The sequence below is a fragment of the Streptomyces djakartensis genome, assembly GCF_014651075.1.
Lineage (GTDB): Bacteria > Actinomycetota > Actinomycetes > Streptomycetales > Streptomycetaceae > Streptomyces > Streptomyces djakartensis.
Map to the genome: position 1 here is coordinate 16,561 of NZ_BMWE01000009.1, position 19,612 is coordinate 36,172.

Sequence of the window (19,612 nt, forward strand, 5' to 3'; positions counted from 1 at the left end):
GCGGTATGGCTGGTTCGGCACTCTGACAGCGCTTTCTCAACCGGTAAAGTCCCATTCCCGCCAAGGCTGCGAAACCTGTACACGACTCTTCACTGGACCGGTCAAGGGAGTGCGCATGCTGGAGGCCACACCGCTCGGCGAGGGATGGATCCTGCGGCACGAACCGGACGCGCTGCCGGCGTCCGTGCCGGGCTGCGTACACACCGACCTGATGGCGGCCGGGATGATCCCGGACCCCTTCCTGGGCCGGAACGAGGCCGAGGTCGCCTGGGTGGGGCGCCGGGACTGGACGTACGAGCGGGAACTCACGGCACCGTCCGGGCAGGAGCGGACCGATCTGGTCTTCGACGGGCTCGACACCGTCGCGGAGGTCTCCCTGGACGGGCGGCTGCTGGGCACCGTGCGGAACATGCACCGCTCGTACCGGTTCGATGTGACGGGCCTGTCCGGGCTGCTGTCGGTGCGGTTCGTCTCGGCGTACGCCGAGGCCGAGGCTGTGCGGGAGCGGCTGGGTGAGCGGCCCGCGGCCTACGCCGAGCCCTACCAGTACCTGCGCAAGATGGCCTGCTCGTTCGGCTGGGACTGGGGGCCGACCCTGGTGACGGCGGGGATCTGGCGGCCGGTGCGCCTGGAGCACTGGTCGACGGCCCGGATCGCCCGGGTGCGTCCGCTGGTCACCGTCGAGGAAGGCGCGGGCGTCGTCGAACTGGCCGTCGACATCGAAAGGACCCGGGTCGATGCGCCGCTCACCGTGGAGGGGACGGTGGGCGGCCACCGGATCCGCGCGGAGCTGGACGGCGCGCACGGGGTGGTGCGGCTCCGCATCCCGGACGCGCGCTTGTGGTGGCCGCGCGGATACGGCGAACAGCCGTTGTACGACGTGGAGGTGCGGCTGCTGGACGGTGCGGACGCGCTGGACGTGTGGCGGCGCCGGATCGGCTTCCGCAGCGTGGAGCTGGACCGGCGGCCGGACGCGCACGGCACCGGCTTCACCCTGGTCGTCAACGGCGAGCGGCTGTTCGCGCGGGGCGTCAACTGGATCCCCGACGACGTCTTCCCCTCCCGGATCACCCGTGAGCGCTACCGGCGGCGGCTGGAGCAGGCCGCCGGGGCGGGCGTGGACCTGGTGCGGGTCTGGGGCGGCGGGATCTACGAGAGCGAGGACTTCTACGACGCCTGCGACGAACTCGGGCTGCTGGTCTGGCAGGACTTCCCGTTCGCCTGCGCGGCCTACCCGGAGGAGCAGCCGCTGCGCGGTGAGGTGGAGGCCGAGGCGCGGGAGAACGTGGTACGGCTGATGCCGCATCCGTCGCTGGTGCTGTGGAACGGCAACAACGAGAACTTGTGGGGCTTCCGGGACTGGGAGTGGGAGGCGCGGCTGACCGGGGACTCCTGGGGCGAGGGCTACTACCTCGGTGTACTGCCCCGTGTGGTGGCCGAGTTGGACCCGACCCGGCCGTACACGGCGGGCAGCCCTTGGTCGGGGTCCTGGCGGCACCATCCCAACGACCCGGCGCACGGCACGCACCACTCGTGGGAGGTGTGGAACCGGCAGGACTACGCCGGCTACCGGCTGAGCGTGCCGCGGTTCGTCGCCGAGTTCGGCTGGCAGGCGCCGCCCGCGTACGCCACACTCAGGCGCGCGCTGCCCGGCGAGCAGCTCGCCCCGGACTCGCCCGGCATGCTGCACCACCAGAAGGCGGACGACGGCAACGGCAAGCTGGAACGGGGGCTGGAGCGGCACTTCGCCGTGCCGGACGGGGACTTCGACCGCTGGCACTACCTCACGCAGCTCAACCAGGCGCGGGCGGTCGCGGCCGGGGTCGAGCACTGGCGCGCGCACTGGCCGGTGTGCGCGGGCACGGTCGTCTGGCAGCTCAACGACTGCTGGCCGGTGACCTCCTGGGCGGCGATCGACGGGGACGGCCGCGAGAAGCCGCTGTACCACGAGCTGAAAAGGCTGTACGCGGACCGGTTGCTGACGCTCCGGGCGCGGGACGGCGGGCTGGTGCTGGCCGCGGTCAACCAGGGCGCTGAGGAGTGGCGGGAGACGCTGACCCTGCGGCGGATGTCCGTGGAAGGCGAGGTGCTGGGGCAGGCCGCCGTGGATGTGCGGGCCGGGGGGCGGAGCGTCGCCCGGGTCGACGTCCCCCGGGAGCTGACGCCGGTCGGGGCGAAGGAGTTCCTCGTGGCGGATGCCGGCGCGGGAGCCGGCACGGGTGTCCGGGCGGGCACGGGCGCCGGCACAGGCCCAGGAGACAGGGCGGGCGGGGATGCCGGCGCCGCCGGGGACGCGGGCGCGGGCACCGGCGGGCTGAGGGCGCTGTACTTCCCGGCGCCCGACCGGGACATCCCCTACCCCGAGCCACGGTTCGACGTCGCTCTCGCGCCCGGCGGTGTCACCGTGACCGCCCGCACCCTGGTGCGGGACCTGCTGCTCCAGGCCGACCGGCTGGATCCGGGGGCGCGGGCCGACCGGGGGCTGGTGACGCTGCTGCCGGGCGAAGAGGTGACCTTCGGCGTGCGCGGCTGGAAGACTCCGGACGTGGAGCGTGCCCGTTCGGCCCTGTACTGCGTGGAGCCCACCCGATGACGGCGACGCCGCCCGCGCGCGTCACGATCAGGGACGTCGCCGCGCGCGCCGGCGTGTCCAAGGGTGCCGTGTCGCTCGCCTTCAACCACAAGCCCGGGTTGTCGGAGGCGACCCGGGACCGGATCTTCCGGGCGGCACGGGAGCTGGGCTGGGCGCCGAACCTCACGGCGCGGACGCTGGCCGGTTCGCGCGTGGACGTGATGGGGCTCGCGGTGTGCCGGCCGGCCCGGGCCCTCGGCCTGGAGCCCTGGTACATGGAGTTCGTCTCGGGCGTCGAGAGCGTCCTGGCCGGGCACTCCTGCTCGCTGCTGCTGAGACTCGTACGGGACATGGACGAGGAGGTGGAGGTCCAGGAGGCGTGGTGGCGGGGACGGCAGGTCGGCGGGTCGATCCTGGTCGACTTCCGGGCCGACGACCCCCGGGCGGCACTGGTCGAGCGGCTCGGGCTGCCGGTGGTCGCCGTGGGCCATCCCGCGCTGACCGGGGGCCTGACCTCCGTGTGGACCGACGACGCCACGGCCGTGACGGAGGCGGTGCGGTATCTGGCCGCGCTCGGGCACCGGAGGATCGCCCGGGTCGGCGGGGCGGCGGACCTCGGGCACACGGCGATCCGGACGTCGGCGTTCGAGGAGGCTGCGGGGGCGCTGGCGCTCGCCGGGGCGTGGCAGGTGGCGACGGACTTCTCGGGGGACGCGGGAGCGCGGGCGACGCGGTCGCTGCTGACGGCGGCCGCGCCGGACCGTCCGACGGCGATCGTGTACGACAACGACATCATGGCCGTGGCCGGGCTGTCGGTGGCGGCCGAGATGGGGCTTCGGGTGCCGGAAGACGTGTCGCTGCTGGCCTGGGACGACTCCCAGCTCTGCCGGCTCACGCACCCGACCCTGTCCGCGATGAGCCATGACGTGCACGGGTTCGGGGCGGAAGTGGCCCGGACGTTGTTCTCGGTGGTCACGGGGGGTGAGGGCGTGTCGCACCCCGTTCCCACTCCGGTGCTGACGCCCCGGCGGTCCACGGCCCCGCCGAAGATGTGACCTTCACCGCTCGCCATGTCAGGACTGGGCAGCTACGTTACTGATAAGTAGCATGGGATGAGCAAGCGCTCAGCGTCCTGGACCCTGGAGGAGAGCCATCGTGCCTCGTACCGTCAGGGACGTCGTCTTCGTCGACGGCGTCCGCACCCCGTTCGGCAAGGCGGGCCCGAAGGGCATCTACCACGAGACCCGTGCCGACGACCTCGTCGTGAAGGCGATCCGGGAGCTGCTGCGCCGCAACCCCGGTCTCGACCCGAAGAAGATCGACGAGGTCGCCATCGCCGCGACCACGCAGATCGGTGACCAGGGCCTGACCATCGGCCGCACGGCGGGCATCCTCGCCGGGCTGCCGCAGTCCGTGCCCGGTTACTCCATCGACCGCATGTGCGCCGGCGCCCTGACCGCCGTCACCACGGTGGCCGGCTCCGTCGCCTTCGGCGCGTACGACGTCGCCATCGCCGGCGGCGTCGAGCACATGGGCCGCCACCCCATGGGCGAGGGCGTCGACCCGAACCCCCGGTTCGTCTCCGAGAAGCTGGTCGACGAGTCCGCCCTGTTCATGGGCATGACCGCCGAGAACCTGCACGACCGCTACCCGCAGATCACCAAGCTGCGCGCCGACGAGTACGCCGTGCGCTCGCAGGAGAAGGCCGCCAAGGCGTACGCCAACGGCAAGATCCAGGCCGACCTGGTGCCGATCTCGGTCCGCCGCACCAACGCCGAGGCCGGCGAGACGGGCTGGGGCCTGGTCACCGCCGACGAGCCGATGCGCCCGGGCACGACCCTGGAGAACCTCCAGGGCCTGAAGACCCCGTTCCGCGTCCACGGCCGGGTCACCGCCGGTAACGCGGCCGGTCTGAACGACGGCGCCACCGCCTCGGTCATCGCCTCCGAGGACTTCGCCCGGGAGAACGACCTCCCGGTGAAGATGCGCCTGGTCTCCTACTCCTTCGCGGGCGTGGAGCCGGAGGTCATGGGCTACGGCCCGATCCCGGCGACGGAGAAGGCGCTGGCCCAGGCCGGCCTGTCGATCTCCGACATCGGCCTGTTCGAGATCAACGAGGCCTTCGCCGTCCAGGTGCTGGCCTTCCTCGACCACTACGGCATCGCCGACGACGACGAGCGCGTCAACCAGTACGGCGGCGCCATCGCCTTCGGCCACCCGCTGGCCTCCTCCGGCGTCCGCCTGATGACGCAGCTGGCCCGCCAGTTCGAGGAGCAGCCGCACGTCCGCTACGGCCTGACCACCATGTGCGTCGGCTTCGGCATGGGCGCGACGGTCATCTGGGAGAACCCGCACTTCGAGGGGGACAAGTGAGCACCACCGCCGAGCTTCTGAAGCAGGCTTCCGAACTGTTCCCGGACGAGGTCGTCACGAGTGCGCACGTACGCCACTTCGACCTCCCGCTCGGGGCCGGCCGCTTCGCCCTGATCACCCTGGACAACGGCCTGGACCACACCAAGCCGACCACCTTCGGACCGGCCTCGCTGGCGAACCTGAACACCGCCATCGACCAGGTCGAGAAGGAGGCGGCGGACGGCGAGATCGTCGGTGCCGGTATCACCGGCAAGCCGTTCATCTTCGCGGTCGGCGCCGACCTCAAGGGCGTGGAGATCCTCAAGGAGCACGAGCACGCGCTCGCCATCGGCAAGGGCGGCCACGAGGTCTTCAAGCGGCTGTCCAAGCTGGCCGTGCCGACCTTCGCCTACTACAACGGCGCCGCGATGGGCGGCGGTGTCGAGGTCGGCCTGCACTGCACCTACCGCACCGTCTCCGCGGCCATCCCGGCGTTCTCGCTGCCCGAGGTGTTCCTCGGCCTGGTCCCGGGCTGGGGCGGCTGCACGCTGCTGCCGAACCTGATCGGCCCCGAGAAGGCCGTCTCGGTGATCATCGAGAACAGCCTCAACCAGAACAAGCAGCTCAAGGGCAAGCAGGTCTTCGAGCTCGGGATCGCCGACGCGATCTTCGAGGGCGCGGACTTCCTGGAGCAGTCGCTGATCTGGACCGCGTCCGTCCTCAAGGGCGAGATCGAGATCGAGCGCCCGGTGATCGACCGCGGCGAGGCCTGGGACCAGGCCGTCGCCAAGGGCCGCTTCATCGCCGACTCCAAGGTGCACGGCGCGGCCCCCGCCGCCTACCGCGCCCTGGACATCATCGCCGCCGCCAAGAACGGCGACCTGCAGCAGGGCTACGACGCCGAGGACAAGGCGCTCGCCGACCTCATCATGGGCGGCGAACTGCGCGCCGGCATCTACGCCTTCAACCTGGTGCAGAAGCGCGGCAAGCGCCCCGCCGGCGCCCCGGACAAGAACCTGGCCCGCCCGGTCACCAAGGTCGGTGTCGTCGGCGCCGGTCTGATGGCCAGCCAGCTCGCGCTGCTGTTCCTGCGCCGCCTGGAGGTGCCGGTCGTGCTGACCGACATCGACCAGGAGCGCGTCGACAAGGGCGTGGGCTACGTCCACGCCGAGATCGACAAGCTGCTCGGCAAGGGCCGCATCAACCAGGACAAGGCCAACCGGCTCAAGGCGCTGGTCTCCGGCGTCCTGGACAAGGCCGAGGGCTTCGCGGACGCCGACTTCGTCATCGAAGCGGTCTTCGAGGAGATGGGCGTCAAGCAGAAGGTGTTCGCGGAGGTCGAGGCGGTCGCCCCGGCGCACGCGATCCTCGCCACCAACACCTCCTCGCTGTCGGTGTCGGAGATGGCCTCGAAGCTGCAGCACCCCGAGCGGGTCGTCGGCTTCCACTTCTTCAACCCGGTCGCGGTCCTGCCGCTGCTGGAGATCGTCCGCGGTGAGAAGACCGACGACGCCTCCCTCGCCACGGCGTTCGGCGTCGCCAAGAAGCTGAAGAAGACCGCGGTCCTCACCAAGGACGCCCCGGCGTTCGTCGTGAACCGCATCCTGACCCGCTTCATGGGCGAGATCCAGAACGTCATCGACGAGGGCACCCCCGTCGAGGTCGCCGAGAAGGCGATCGAGCCGCTCGGTCTGCCGATGTCGCCGCTGGTCCTGCTGGAGCTGGTCGGCCCGGCGATCGGCCTGCACGTCTCCGAGACGCTCAACAAGGCGTTCCCGGACCGCTTCACCGTCTCCCCGAACCTCAAGGCGGTCGTCGAGGCGGGCAAGCGCGGCTTCTACGTCTACGACAGCGGCAAGCCCGAGCTCGACCCCGAGGTCGCCGCGCTGCTGAAGCAGGGCGACACCGTCCTGACGGAGGAGCAGGTCCGCACCCGCGTGCTCGACGCGGTGGCGCAGGAGATCGGCATCATGCTCGACGAGGGCGTCGTCGCCGAGGCGCAGGACATCGACCTCTGCCTCATCACGGGCGCCGGCTGGCCGTTCCACCTGGGCGGTATCACGCCGTACCTGGACCGCGAGGGCGTCTCCGAGCGCGTCAACGGCAAGAGGTTCCTGGCTCCGGGCGTGGCGTCGGTTCCGGCGTAACCGCCTGGCGGGATGAGTGAGGAGGGCCTCCGCGGCGTGCGGAGGCCCTCCTCTCATGTGTCGCTCTCCCCGGTGGCCGCGAGCCGCGCTCGCAGCTCGGCGTTCTCCGCCTCCAGGACGGCGATGCGCTTGCGGGCGAAGTACAGCTCCATGACCGCGTCCTGGAACTCGGCGACGAGCTGCTCGGGGGTCAGTTCCATCGGATCCCGCCCCTATGCCTGGGCCAGCAGGGTGACCTTGCCGTTGCCGCCCTTCCAGTACAGGGCACCGCCCCGGGCGAAGAGGGAGCCGCCGCCCGCCTCCTTGGCCGGCTCGGCGGCGTCGTCCAGGCGCGCCGCGCCGTCGAGCCGTGCCGTGCCCTCGACGAGCAGGGCGGGGGCCTCGGACCGCTGCACCACGTGCAGCTGGCCTCCGGGAGTGGCCCCGACTCCGATGCCGATGCCGGTGCGCCCGCTGCCCTTGACGACGAAGTCCTCCACGCCGGGGTTGTTGCGCAGCACGATCAGCGCGCCCTTGGTCGGCGCGTCGGTCGCGGTGACGAAGATGCCCTGGGCTGCGGTCCCCTCTTTCCTGAGGTTGATGGAGAGCCCGGAGGCGCCGTGGTCCGAACCGTCGGCATAGCCGTTGTGGGTGATCTTCAAGGTGCCGCGCTGCGCCCGCTCGGCGCCGCTGATGTACACGGCCGAGGACTCCGGGTTCACCGACGTCACGTTCAGCGCGGCCTTGTCGCCGGACGTGGCCGCGTAGTTGATCTTGACGACGTACTCGGTCGGCGACGCGCCGTAGAACGCCGCCGGGGCTGCGTACTGGGTGTACTCGTCGTCGACCGCAGCCGCCTCCGAGCCGGTGGCGACGGTCACCGCGCCCGCGGTGAAGGCCCCGAGGAACAGTCTTCGTCCCACTGTCATGTGAACTCCGGTTCTCTTGAGGTGCGGTTCAGGAAGCCGGCACCCGAGCGGGCCGCCAGGAAGCGGCCAGGCCCGTTCCCGAGGGCCTCCCGGCCGGCGCGACGGAGCCGCCTTCCCCGAACGCAAGTACGGGAGACCGGGCCGGGCCATCATAAGGTGATCATTCCGTGAACATCGCGGAGTTATCGTGCTCGGCTCCGCTCAATGGCGGGTGAGACGTGCCGAGTTGCGTTCAGGCCGTATCTCCACCAGCGGTGGGAGGAGGGGTGCAGCATCCGCAATGGAAGGTCGGCAGCGTCAGACGGACGGGCACTTCTCATGCCACCTTGATGACGACCTTGCCCGAGGTGTGACCGTTCTCGACGGTGGCGAGGGCGGCCGGGGCGTCGGAGAGCGGATGGACCGCGGTGATCACGGGTGCGAGGAGTCCGTCGAGGGCCAGCCGGGCCGACCGTTCCAGGTTCTCGCGGTCGACGCGACGCTCGACGAAACGCCCGCCGAGATCGGGCACAGACATATCACCCACGGCGATGACGTTGCGGGGATCCTGGGCCAGCGGAGCGACCGTCCGCAGCGAGGTGCCTCCGGCCAGGTCGACGATCCCGTCGAAGCCGTCCGGAACCAGCTCGCGTGCCGCGGCGGCGACGTCCTCGGCGGTGTAGTCGATGAACCGCACCCCGATGGCCTCGGCGTGCTCGCGTTTGGCGGTACTCCCGGTGCCGACCACACGCAGCTCGCGCCCGACAGCCAGCCGGGCGACGGCGAGGCCGACCCCGCCCCCGACTCCGTTGACCAGGACCGTGGCACCGGCCGGGAGGCTGAGCTGGTCGAGCACGTCCACCGCGGTCGTCCCGGCTACTGGCAGCGTTGCCGCCACGGTCGCGGACAGACCCTCCGGGATGCGCGCGGTGTTCGGCGCGGACAGCACCGTCGTCTCGGCGTAGGTGCCGCCACCGGTGAGTGCGAAGCCGAAGACCGCGTCACCCACCTCGAGCCCGTTGACGTCCTCGCCCCGGGCGAGGACGGTTCCGGCTGCCTCCATGCCCAGCACGCGGGGAAACGGACGCCCGCCGTCGAGCCCCTCGACCAGACCCGAGCGCAGAAGGTGGTCGAGGGGATTCACGCCGGCGACGTCGACCCGGATCAGCACCTCACCGCGACCGGGGACAGTGTCGGGACGATCGAAGAACTCCTGCACCTCGGGCCCGCCATACCTGCCGAAACCCCACGCCTGCCCCATCTTCCGCCGCCTCCCGTGTGACCGCCCCGGTGATTCCGGGCGTTGTCGCCATCCTCACCTCTGACATTGATGTGAGGGGCAACCGACTGAGACGCAGATCACAGCATCAGGTCGACTGCGCCACCGGTTCCGGGGCTGTGGACAGCTCCGCCCGGTGCCGGCTGTTGGCCCTGATCAGCACGTCGAGTGCATCCCGGGTCTCGATCAGGTGCGCGATGTCGGCGTCGATCCGGTCGCGCTCGCGCATCATCGCCGTGAACGTCTCCTCGGCGACACCCAGGTCACCCGGGACGTCCACACACGGCAGCACAGTCGCGATCACCCTGCTGGACATACCCGCGTCGAGCAGCTGTCGGATGAGTGACACGCGCTGGACCGCAGCATCGGAATAGTGACGCTGCCCCGCGTCGGAGCGTGAGCTGGTCAGCAGGCCCTGCTCTTCGTAGTACCGCAGCGAGCGCGGACTCACGCCCGTGCGCTTGGACAACTCGCCTATCCGCATCCGTGAGAGCCTACGCCCGCGTGCTCCAATTCAGACCGCCGTCGAGTCATGGACGCTCGCGGCAGCACTCGTCGATCACCGAATCGTGCGCAGGCCGTCGAGGATGACGTTCATCAGAGGCCGTGCGGTTGATTCCCATTTCTCCCGGTCCAGTCGGCCAAGGTAGGCGATGAGCAGGAGGACCCCGTGGGCGTCCACGTCCGTGCGGATGGAACCGGCCGTTTTCCCGGCGTCCAGCAGGTGAGCGAGGGCGCCTTCGATGGGGTTCTGGCTGTGGGTGACGAGGTCCTGCCACGCCGCCGGTTCGAGCGCCGCCAGGACGCCGCGCTTGATCTCGGCGTAGTCGATCACTCGGTCGAGCCAGTGACGCAAGGCTTCCACGGGCTCGTGTTCCGCCGGCAGAGCGGAGGCTGCGGTCACGAGTTCTTCGACGTCGCGCCGGTAGACCTCGGCGAGGAGCGCTTCGCGGTGGCCTTCGCAGTCGAGCAGCCCGACGACGTCGAGATCGGCGAGATCAACGTCCGCCCCACCGCCCAGGCATGACGCTTGCCGTCACCGGTCACGTGAGATTTCCACGGCTCGCATTCAGAGCTCCCGCCACGCGGTGAGCGCCAGTCCCGGTTCGTCCTTGCGTCGCGCGAGCAGGAGCTTCCCGGTGGACGGGGAAAGACTGGCGGCGACGACCTCGTCGTGCTCGTCGAGCGCCAACGCCACCATGGCGTCGGCGGGCAACCGGGGCCCGGACTCGGTCCACCAGGCACCGGCCGGCTCCCGCTCGGTCGGATAGGCGGCGAAGGCGACCCGGCCGCTCGCCGACCGCTGGGCGAGCACGGTGCAGTCGTGCCCCTCGATGTCACAGCGCACGGCGGACACCGGCCCCGGCCCGGCGGCAGCGAGGAGCGTCACCGGCTTCTCGCCCGGTCGCCAGGCGCACAGGTCCCCGGAGAGGTCGGTGAAGAAGAGGGTGGTGTGCCCGGCGGACGTGGCGAGCGCACGCAGGGTCCCAGGACGGACGGCCGCATCCACCCCCTCGCTCCGCACCGGCGCCTTCCCGTCCCCCTCCTGCCGCCAGTGCAGGATCCCTCCGGGCCCGCAGGCGTACACCTCGACCAGCCCCGACTCCCCCGTCACGGCGGCCAGCTCTCCCTCGACGTCCCGCCCTCCGAGGTTCTGCCAGGCTCCCCAGCCGCCCTTCACCTTCTGGTTCCGCAGACTCACCCCGCCGTCCTTGTTCCGCACGAAGACATAGGCACGCCCCGCGCCGTCGACGGTGACGGCCGGCGGGCCCGTCCGGTCGCCCTTCTTGTCGGGGTGCCCGATCGGGACCCAGTCCAGGGGCGCGAGCCGGGGCCGGAAGTGGGTGGAGTGCACAAGGCCCGACTCACCCGGCACGGTGGGCCGCCAGGCGGCCAGGTGAGCGTATCCGTCGGCGCCCTGACCGACCGCCGGGCCCGGGTGCAGTTTCTGGCCGCCGCCGACGGTCCGGGGAGTGTCGTCCCAAGGACCGGCGGGACCGCGCTCCGCACGGCACAGGACGGCGTCGCCGGAGGGCAGGTAGACGGTGAGGCGGCCGTCGCGGCCGCGGATGAGCCAGTCGCCGTTCACCGGTTCACCTTACGTGGGCAGGGCCGGTGGGCGTCGTGCGACCCTGGCCGGATGAACAACAACGCTGCCCTGCTCGTGGTCGTCGACGGCGCGAATGTCGTCGGATCGGTGCCGGACGGCTGGTGGCGGGACCGGCGGGGGGCGGCGGAGCGGCTGCGGGACCGGTTGGCGTCTGTGGGGGTTCCGGGTACGGCCGGGCCGGTGGAGATCGTTCTCGTGGTGGAGGGGGCGGCGCGGGGTGTGGAGTCCGTGGCGGGGGTGCGGGTGGAGTCGGCGCCGGGCAGTGGGGACGATCACATCGTGGAGGTCGTGGCCTCGGCCGGCGAGCGTTCCGTGCTGGTGGTGACGGCGGATCGGGAGTTGCGGAGGCGGGTTGCGGAGCTGGGGGCGGAGGTGGCGGGGCCGCGTACGGTTCGGCCGTAGGGCGGGCTTCTGCGCGACCTGGTGCCGGAGGGTGCTCGGCATCGGTGCTGGGGACGGGGCGTTGCGCGGCCCGGCGTCGCGGGGTGCCGCTGCGGCCACCCTCCCCCAAGCTCTCGGCTTCGCTCGAGCAGGGCCCCCATCGCCCCAGCGGCACGACTGCCCGCAGCGGCGGCGCCCGGTTCCAGGTACCCGGTGGGGGTGCTGGGTGCGGAGCCCGGCGTTGCGAGGTGCTGGGCGTGGGTGCTGGGGGCGGGGCGTTGCGCAACTCGGCGCGACGAGGTGCCGCTGCGCCCACCCGTGCCGCCCAAGCGGCACGACTGCCCGCAGCTAGGGCGGCCACGACTGCCCGCAGTTGGGACGGCCACGACGCGCCCGCAGCCGCGTACGCACGGAAGGGGACGTGTCGGGGGGTGTCCGCCCGCAGCGGTTGGCGCGTCAACGGACAGTCACTCGGCATCCGACTCCATCGCGCCGTTCCGAGGACGGACACCCCCCGGCACGGCCCCGACCCCCCACCCACCCACCGCGGGACGCCTACGGCGCGGCCGGCCGCTCCTCCCCCGCCTCGCGGCGCGCGAGGCGGCTGTGCGTACGCCCGTACAGGAAGTACACGGCGAAGCCCGCGACCATCCAGATACCGAACCGCACCCACGTCTCGGCCGGCAGGTTGATCATGAGCCACAGCGAGGCGCACACCGACAGGATCGGGATCACCGGCACCCAGGGAGTGCGGAACGCCCGGTGCAGGTCAGGGCGGGTCCTGCGGAGGATGATCACCCCGATGGCGACGACCACGAAGGCGAACAGCGTCCCGATGTTCACCAGGGCGGCCAGCTCGGTCAGCGGCGTGAAGCCGGCCAGGACCGCGATGATGACACCGAGCAGGATCGTCGGCCGGTGCGGCGTCTTGAACCGCGGGTGCACGTGCGAGAAGAACCGCGGCAGCAGCCCGTCACGGCTCATCGCGAAGAACACCCGGGTCTGCCCGAGCAACAGGATCATGCACACCGTGGTCAAGCCAACCGCGGCGCCGAAGCTGATGAAGCCCGCGTACCACGGATGCCCGGTCGCCTTGAACGCATCCGCCAACGGCGCGTCCACGGACAGCTTGCTGTAGTGCTGCATGCCGGTGACGACGATCGACACGAGCACGTACAGCGTGGTGCAGATCAGCAGCGACCCCAGGATGCCCCGCGGCATGTCCCGCTGCGGGTTCCTCGTCTCCTCCGCCGCCGTGGCCACGACGTCGAAGCCGATGAAGGCGAAGAACACCACCGACGCCGCGGTGAAGATGCCCATCACGCCGAAGTTGGAGGGAGCCCAGCCGAACATCAGCTGGATGAGCGGGGCGTCGAGACTGCTCCCGGCCTCCACGGGCTGCGCCTTCGGGATGAACGGGTCGTAGTTGTCGCCGTTGATGAGGAACGCCCCCGCGATGATCACGACGAGGACGACCGTCACCTTGATGGCGACGACGAGCGACGTGATCCGCGCCGACAGCTTCATGCCGAGCACCAGGATGCCGGTGAGGACGAGGACGAGCGCGGCGGCGAGGATGTCGAAGCCGAAGCCGGAGGCGCCCTCCCGGCTGCCGAGGGCCGCGGGCATCGCCCAGCCCGCGTTGTCCATGAGCGACTGGATGTAGCCCGACCAGCCGACGGCCACCACCGCCGTCCCGAGTGCGAACTCGAGGACCAGGTCCCAGCCGATGATCCAGGCGGGTAGTTCACCCAGAGAGGCGTACGAGAACGTGTAGGCGGACCCGGCGACCGGGACGGTGGACGCGAATTCCGCGTAACAGAGCGCGGCCAGCGCACAGGCGACGCCGGCGGCGACGAACGCCAGGGCCACCGCCGGCCCGGCGTTGTCCTTCGCGACGGTGCCGGTGAGAACGAAGATGCCGGTGCCGATGATCACGCCGACGCCGAAGACCGTCAGATCCAGCGCGGACAAGGACTTCTTGAGCGCGTGCTCTGGTTCCTCGGTGTCGAGGATGGACTGCTCGACCTTCTTCGTCCGGAAGAGGGTGCTGCTCACGGGGTACCTCCCACGCTTGTCGTCCTCGACATGATCGAGAGGGGGCATCATGCGTATGCCCCGGCGGGGATGCATTCACGCCAATGGGCCGGTTTCCCACCCTCTAACGGTGGAGAAGCCGGCCCATTCAGCGCTGTCGGTCCCAGGTGTCAGTCGCGCGCGGGCTCCACGGACTCCACAGCGTCCGCGGCACCCCGCTCGTACCGCCCGTCCAGCTTGGCGACCAGCCCGGTCACCTGACGGGCGATGTCCGGCGCGGTGAGGCCGATCTCGGCGAGGACCTCGGCGCGGGAGGCGTGGTCGAGGAAGCGCGGCGGGATGCCGAAGTCGCGCAGCGGCACATCGACGCCGCCGTCGCGCAGCGCCTGCGCGATCGCCGAGCCCACGCCACCGACCCGGCTGTTGTCCTCGACGGTGACGACCACGCGGTGCCGCTCGGCGAGCGGGGCCATGGCCTCGTCGACGGGCTTGACCCAGCGCGGGTCGACGACGGTGGTGGAGATGCCCTGCTTGTCGAGCAGCCCGGCGATCTCCAGGCACATCGGCGCCAGAGCGCCGACGGAGACCAGCAGCACGTCCGGCCGGTCGGTGCCTGGCTCGCGCAGCACGTCCATGCCGCCGACGCGGCCCACGGCGGGTACGGCCGGTCCGACAGCGCCCTTGGAGAAGCGGACCACGGTCGGCGCGTCGTCGACCGCGACGGCCTCGCGCAGCTGCGCGCGGACCTGGTCGGCGTCACGCGGCGCGGCCAGCCGCAGCCCGGGGACGACCTGGAGGATCGACATGTCCCACATGCCGTTGTGGGAGGCACCGTCGGTGCCGGTGACACCGGCCCGGTCGAGGACGAAGGTGACACCGCACTTGTGCAGGGCCACGTCCATCAGCACCTGGTCGAAGGCGCGGTTGAGGAAGGTGGCGTACACCGCGAACACCGGATGCGCCCCGCCCGTCGCCAGGCCGGCCGCGGACACGGCGCCGTGCTGCTCGGCGATGCCGACGTCGTAGACCCGCTCGGGGAAGCGCTTGGCGAACTTGTCGAGGCCCACCGGCTGCAGCATGGCGGCGGTGATGGCGACGATGTCCTCGCGCTCCTCACCGAGCTTGACCATCTCCTCGCCGAACACGGACGTCCAGTCCGCGCCGGAGGAGGCGATCGGCAGGCCGGTGTCGGGGTGGATCTTGCCCACGGCGTGGAAACGGTCGGCCTCGTCCTGGAGGGCGGGCTGGTAACCGCGGCCCTTCTCGGTGAGGCAGTGCACGATGACCGGCCCGCCGAACCGCTTGGCACGCGCGAGCGCGGACTCCAGGGCCTCGAGGTCGTGCCCGTCGATCGGGCCGACGTACTTCAGTCCGAGGTCCTCGAACATGCCCTGCGGGGCGATGAAGTCCTTCAGCCCCTTCTTGGCGCCGTGCAGGGTGTCGTAGAGCGCCTGGCCGACGACCGGGGTGCGCTCCAGGACCTCCTTGGTGCGGGCGAGGAACCGCTCGTAGCCGTCCGTGGTGCGCAGCGTCGCCAGGTGGTTGGCGAGGCCGCCGATGGTCGGCGCGTAGGACCGCTCGTTGTCGTTGACGACGATGACGAGCGGGCGGTCCTTGGCGTCGGCGATGTTGTTGAGCGCCTCCCAGGCCATGCCGCCGGTCAGCGCCCCGTCACCGATGACGGCCACGACGTGGCTGTCGCGCTTCATCAGCTGGTTGGCCTTGGCGATGCCGTCGGCCCAGCCGAGGACGGTCGAGGCATGCGAGTTCTCGATGATGTCGTGCTCGGACTCGGCCTGCGAGGGGTAGCCGGACAGGCCGCCCTTCATCTTCAGCTTGGAGAAGTCCTGACGGCCGGTGAGCAGCTTGTGCACGTAGGACTGATGGCCGGTGTCCCAGAGGACCTTGTCCTTGGGCGAGTCGAAAACCCGGTGCAGCGCGATGGTGAGCTCCACCACGCCGAGATTGGGACCGAGGTGACCACCGGTCTTGGAGACCGCTTCGACAAGGAAGCTCCGGATCTCCTCCGCCAGCTGGTTCAGCTCCTCCGGGCTGAGCCGGTCCAGATCGCGCGGTCCCCTGATACGGGTCAGCAGCGGCACCCGTGCCTCCTTGCTGTAGAGCTGATCGAGCTGTTGCCGGGCGTGTCGAGTCTAATGTTCCGCCCTGGAGGACCGTGCCGTGGCCGTGGGTCGTACGTCACGCATTCGGCTGTACCCAACTTGTGCCACGTCTACGACACGACTGTGCCCGGCACCCTTTCGGGCACCGGGCGACAGATTGTCTCAAAGGCGCTGAACCGCATCACCCCTCAGGGGCGCGGGACTGTAGCGACATGCGGCTCCGCCGCGTGGGCGCGACAAGCCACGACGCACCCGCAACCGCAGGACCGGCGAAGCCCCTGCGGCGCTAGGCGCGACCCGCCGTCTTCTGCGTCCTGCGCGTCACCGCGTCGATCACCACCGTGGCCAACAGCACACCACCCGTGATCATGTACTGCACCGGCGAGGCGATGCCCTCGAGCGCGAGCCCGTACTGGATCGACACGATCACCAGCACACCCAGCAGCGCGTTCCACGTGCGACCACGGCCGCCGAAGAGCGACGTGCCGCCGATGACCGCCGCCGCGATCGCGTTCATCAGCAGGTCACCGCCGCCGGCTCCCTGGTTCGCCGCGGCGATCTTCGACGCGATGAACAGACCGCCCACCGCCGCGAAGGTGCCCGAGATCGCGAACACCGAGATCCGCACCAGCTCCACGTTGATACCGGCCCGGCGCGACGCCTCGACGCTGCCGCCGAGCGCGAACACCTTCCGGCCGTACGACGTTCGCCGCAGCACGAAGTCCGTCACCAGCAGTACCGCGATGAAGATCACCACGGCCAGCGGAAGGCCCTTGTACTGGTTGAAGACGATGGCGACGGTGAACGCGAGGACCGCCAGCAGCACCGTCCGCACGATGGTCTCGCTCAGCGGCCTCGACGGCACTCCCGCCGCCTCCCGCCGCCGGTTGCCGAGGAAGGAGCTGAGGAAGTACCCGGCGGTCACCACCGCGGCCAGACCGTACGCGGCGGCCACGTCGGAGAAGTAGTAGCTGGTCAGCTGGGCCACGACCCCGTCCGGGTCGAGGTTGATCGTGCCGTTGTCACCGAGGATCTGGAGCATGAAGCCGTTCCAGAACAGCAGGCCGGCCAGCGTGACGGCGAACGCGGGGACGCCGATCTTCGCGAAGAAGAAGCCGTGCAGCACGCCGGCGACGGTGCCGGTGAGGATGGCCAGCACGAAGGCGAGCCACTCGTTCATGCCGTTGGTGACGTTCAGCACGGCGAAGCTCGCACCGGCGACGCCGGAGACCGATCCGACCGACAGGTCGATCTCGCCGAGCAGCAGCACGAACACGATGCCGACGGCGATCATGCCCGTACCGACCATCGCGACGGACATGTCCGACAGGTTGCCCGCGGTGAGGAAGTTGGAGTTCAGGCTGGTGAAGATGGCCCAGATGATCACCAGGCCGATGACGACCGGGATGGAGCCGAGGTCGCCGGACTTCACCTTCCGCTTGAACTCGGTGACGTAGCCGGCGAGGCCACGCTCGCGCACCAGCAGCCGGGGGTCGACGACGGTGACGGCGGCCTTGGCCGCCTCGGGGTTCTCCACGACATGGTCCTCGGGGGCTCCCGGAGTCGCGGAGGTCTTGTCGATGCTCACTTGGAACCCTCCCCGTTCGTGCGCGCCGCACGGCGGGTCACGGCGTTGTCGGTGGCGCCGGTGATGGCGGAGATGATCTCTTCCTGGGAGGTCGACTTGACCTCGAAGACGCCGTTGTTGCGGCCGAGGCGCAGCACGGCGACCTTGTCCGCGACGGCCTTGACGTCGGCCATGTTGTGGCTGATGAGGATCACGGCGTGGCCGCGCTCGCGCAGCCGCTCGACGAGGTCGAGGACCTGTGCGGTCTGCTCGACGCCGAGGGCGGCGGTGGGCTCGTCGAGGATGACCAGCTTGGGCTCGCCGAGCATGGAGCGGGCGATGGCCACGGTCTGGCGCTGACCGCCGGAGAGCGAGGCGATCGGGATGCGCACGCTCGGGATGCGGATCGACAGCGTGTCGAGCAGCTCGCGGGAGCGGCGCTCCATCTCCACCTCGTCCAGGACTCCGCGCTTGCGGATCTCCCGGCCCAGGTAGAGGTTGCCGACGACGTCGATGTTGTCGCACAGCGCGAGGTCCTGGTAGACGGTCGCGATGCCCAGGTTCTGGGCGTCGTGCGGCTTGTTGATCTGGACGGACCTGCCGTCCCATTCGATGACGCCCTCATCGATGGGGTGCACGCCGGCGATCGTCTTGACCAGCGTGGACTTTCCGGCGCCGTTGTCGCCGACCAGGGCGACCACTTCACCGGCATGGACCTCAAGCTCTACGTCGGTGAGCGCCTGGACGGCACCGAAACGCTTGGAGACCCCGCGCAACGCCAGCACGGGCGTAGCGGACACGTGAACCATCTCCTTCGCCGCCTGACCCGGCGGGAGGTTGTACAGAAGTTGTGGGAGGAGTGATCACTCCGGCGCCCCGCGGAGCTTGCGGGGCTGATGTGGCGGGGCGCCGGAGGAACTCGGGGCAGCCGGTCCCGTACGGGAGTCACGGGAGTCACGGGAGTCCGGATGCGGACTCCCGTGCTCCTGCGGGGACCTGACGGCTGCTTACTTCAGGTTGATCTTGTCGCAGGCGGCCTTGTACTTGCCGGCGCAGATCTCGGCGGCGGTGTAGATGCCGTCCTTTATGACGGTGTCCTTGATGTTGTCCTTGGTCAGGGAGACGACCGGGACCAGGACGGAGGGGACGGCCTTGGTGGTCGGGCTGTCGACCTTGTCCTTGGCGATGGAGTCGAGCGACTTGCCCTGGGCGAGGGCGACGGCCATCTCGGCCGCGACGTCCGCCTCCTGCGGGTAGGGCTTGTAGACGCTCATGTACTGCTCACCGGTGACGATGCGCTGCACGCCGGAGAGTTCCGCGTCCTGGCCGGTGACGGGGATGTCGGCGATGCCGGCGGCCTTCAGGGCCGTGATGATGCCGCCCGCCATGCCGTCGTTGGCCGAGTAGACGCCGACGATCTTGTCCTTGCCGAGGGCGGAGATGGCGCCCTCCATGTTGGCGTTGGCGTTCTCCGGCTTCCACTCCTTGGTGTCGTACTCGCGGCCGATCTTCACCTTGCCGTCGAGGACGGAGTGCGCGCCCTTCTTGAACTGGGCGGCGTTCGGGTCGGTGGACGACCCGTTCATCATGACGATCTGGCCGTCCTTGGCCTTGGAGCCCAGTGCCTTCAGCAGGGCCTCGCCCTGGGTCTTGCCGACGGTCTCGTTGTCGAACGAGGTGTAGGCGTCGATCGGGCCCTCGGCCAGGCGGTCGTAGGCCACGACGGGGATGTTCGCGTCCTTGGCCTTCTTCACCGAGCCGGCGATGGCCTTGGAGTCCACCGCGTCGATGATCAGCACGTCGACCTTGTTGGTCACCATCGTGTCGACCTGCTGGTTCTGCGTGCTGGCGTCCTGCTTGGCGTTGGCGTAGACGACCTCGCCCTTGCCGCCCGTGAGTTCCTTGACCTTCTTCTCGATGAGCGGCCGGTCGAACTTCTCGTACCGCGCGGTCGCGTTCTCCGGAAGGAGCAGACCGACCTTGATGTCGTCGCCCTTCTTGGGGGACCCGGAGGAGTCGGCGTTGCCGCCGGACTCCTTGGCGCTGCCACAGGCAGCAAGCGAAACAGCCATCGCACCGGCGGCAACAGCAACAGCGGCGCGACGCATACGCGTGTTCACTTCAGAAACCTCCCTGACGAGGCCGCGACGTTGCGGC

The 19,612-nt window shown here is 70.3% G+C and carries 17 protein-coding genes; 6 read left to right on the forward strand and 11 right to left on the reverse strand.

Annotation, left to right across the window (positions count from 1 at the left end; translation table 11 throughout):
• Nucleotides 1-115 precede the first annotated feature (115 nt).
• The 4 genes from IE212_RS16860 (at nucleotide 116) to IE212_RS16875 (ending at nucleotide 7,071) form a co-directional block, all read left to right on the forward strand.
• Nucleotides 116-2,593, forward strand: a complete 2,478-nt coding sequence (locus tag IE212_RS16860) for a glycoside hydrolase family 2 protein (RefSeq protein ID WP_190198680.1) — start codon at nucleotides 116-118, stop codon at nucleotides 2,591-2,593.
• A complete protein-coding gene (locus IE212_RS16865) occupies nucleotides 2,590-3,627 on the forward strand; it encodes a LacI family DNA-binding transcriptional regulator (RefSeq protein WP_190198681.1) in 1,038 nt (345 codons plus the stop codon). Before IE212_RS16860 ends, IE212_RS16865 begins: the two co-directional genes overlap by 4 nt.
• A 100-nt stretch (nucleotides 3,628-3,727) precedes the next feature.
• On the forward strand, nucleotides 3,728-4,945 hold the full coding sequence (locus tag IE212_RS16870; protein ID WP_190198682.1) for a thiolase family protein: 1,218 nt from the start codon (nucleotides 3,728-3,730) through the stop codon (nucleotides 4,943-4,945).
• Nucleotides 4,942-7,071: a 3-hydroxyacyl-CoA dehydrogenase NAD-binding domain-containing protein gene (locus IE212_RS16875; RefSeq protein ID WP_190198683.1), complete on the forward strand. Its 2,130-nt coding sequence runs from the start codon at nucleotides 4,942-4,944 to the stop codon at nucleotides 7,069-7,071. The genes IE212_RS16870 and IE212_RS16875 overlap by 4 nt, the downstream gene beginning before the upstream one ends.
• Before the next feature lie 53 nt (nucleotides 7,072-7,124).
• On the opposite strand, the gene IE212_RS16880 is transcribed toward IE212_RS16875, so the two are convergent.
• The 5 genes from IE212_RS16880 to IE212_RS16900 form a co-directional block, all read right to left on the reverse strand.
• Nucleotides 7,125-7,271, reverse strand: coding sequence for a hypothetical protein (locus tag IE212_RS16880; protein WP_190198684.1), 147 nt, complete (start codon nucleotides 7,269-7,271; stop codon nucleotides 7,125-7,127).
• A gap of 12 nt (nucleotides 7,272-7,283) precedes the next feature.
• Nucleotides 7,284-7,979, reverse strand: a complete 696-nt coding sequence (locus tag IE212_RS16885; protein ID WP_190198685.1) for a hyaluronoglucosaminidase — start codon at nucleotides 7,977-7,979, stop codon at nucleotides 7,284-7,286.
• A 316-nt stretch (nucleotides 7,980-8,295) separates the two neighbouring features.
• Complete coding sequence (locus tag IE212_RS16890) at nucleotides 8,296-9,219, reverse strand: NADP-dependent oxidoreductase (RefSeq protein WP_190198686.1); 924 nt, start codon at nucleotides 9,217-9,219, stop codon at nucleotides 8,296-8,298.
• Nucleotides 9,220-9,325: 106 nt separating this feature from the next.
• Entirely contained in the window at nucleotides 9,326-9,721 is a 396-nt protein-coding gene (locus IE212_RS16895; RefSeq protein ID WP_190198687.1) for a MerR family transcriptional regulator, read from the reverse strand.
• A 75-nt stretch (nucleotides 9,722-9,796) separates the two neighbouring features.
• Nucleotides 9,797-10,102: an SbtR family transcriptional regulator gene (locus IE212_RS16900; protein WP_229864381.1), complete on the reverse strand. Its 306-nt coding sequence runs from the start codon at nucleotides 10,100-10,102 to the stop codon at nucleotides 9,797-9,799.
• A 6-nt stretch (nucleotides 10,103-10,108) separates the two neighbouring features.
• On the opposite strand from IE212_RS16900, the gene IE212_RS34960 reads away from it, so the two are divergent.
• The gene (locus IE212_RS34960) at nucleotides 10,109-10,264 is read left to right on the forward strand and encodes a hypothetical protein (protein ID WP_229864383.1); all 156 of its coding nucleotides are present in this window, start codon (nucleotides 10,109-10,111) and stop codon (nucleotides 10,262-10,264) included.
• A 42-nt stretch (nucleotides 10,265-10,306) separates the two neighbouring features.
• Here IE212_RS34960 and IE212_RS16910 read toward each other — a convergent pair whose 3' ends face one another.
• The gene (locus IE212_RS16910; RefSeq protein ID WP_190198688.1) at nucleotides 10,307-11,326 is read right to left on the reverse strand and encodes a PLL family lectin; all 1,020 of its coding nucleotides are present in this window, start codon (nucleotides 11,324-11,326) and stop codon (nucleotides 10,307-10,309) included.
• A gap of 51 nt (nucleotides 11,327-11,377) precedes the next feature.
• Between IE212_RS16910 and IE212_RS16915 the strand changes: the two genes are divergently transcribed.
• The gene (locus tag IE212_RS16915) at nucleotides 11,378-11,749 is read left to right on the forward strand and encodes a PIN domain-containing protein (protein WP_190198689.1); all 372 of its coding nucleotides are present in this window, start codon (nucleotides 11,378-11,380) and stop codon (nucleotides 11,747-11,749) included.
• A gap of 534 nt (nucleotides 11,750-12,283) precedes the next feature.
• Here the strand turns inward: IE212_RS16915 and IE212_RS16920 are convergent.
• The 5 genes from IE212_RS16920 to IE212_RS16940 all read right to left on the reverse strand — a co-directional run bounded on the left by IE212_RS16920 (nucleotide 12,284) and on the right by IE212_RS16940 (nucleotide 19,563).
• On the reverse strand, nucleotides 12,284-13,786 hold the full coding sequence (locus tag IE212_RS16920; protein ID WP_190198690.1) for an amino acid permease: 1,503 nt from the start codon (nucleotides 13,784-13,786) through the stop codon (nucleotides 12,284-12,286).
• Nucleotides 13,787-13,935: 149 nt separating this feature from the next.
• Complete coding sequence (dxs, locus tag IE212_RS16925) at nucleotides 13,936-15,867, reverse strand: 1-deoxy-D-xylulose-5-phosphate synthase (RefSeq protein ID WP_190198691.1); 1,932 nt, start codon at nucleotides 15,865-15,867, stop codon at nucleotides 13,936-13,938.
• 307 nt (nucleotides 15,868-16,174) lie between these two features.
• On the reverse strand, nucleotides 16,175-17,476 hold the full coding sequence (locus IE212_RS16930) for a sugar ABC transporter permease (RefSeq protein WP_190198692.1): 1,302 nt from the start codon (nucleotides 17,474-17,476) through the stop codon (nucleotides 16,175-16,177).
• A complete protein-coding gene (locus tag IE212_RS16935; protein ID WP_030244550.1) occupies nucleotides 17,473-18,264 on the reverse strand; it encodes an ATP-binding cassette domain-containing protein in 792 nt (263 codons plus the stop codon). Before IE212_RS16935 ends, IE212_RS16930 begins: the two co-directional genes overlap by 4 nt.
• Before the next feature lie 198 nt (nucleotides 18,265-18,462).
• Nucleotides 18,463-19,563, reverse strand: a complete 1,101-nt coding sequence (locus tag IE212_RS16940; RefSeq protein WP_190198911.1) for an ABC transporter substrate-binding protein — start codon at nucleotides 19,561-19,563, stop codon at nucleotides 18,463-18,465.
• Between the last annotated feature and the right edge of the window lie 49 nt (nucleotides 19,564-19,612).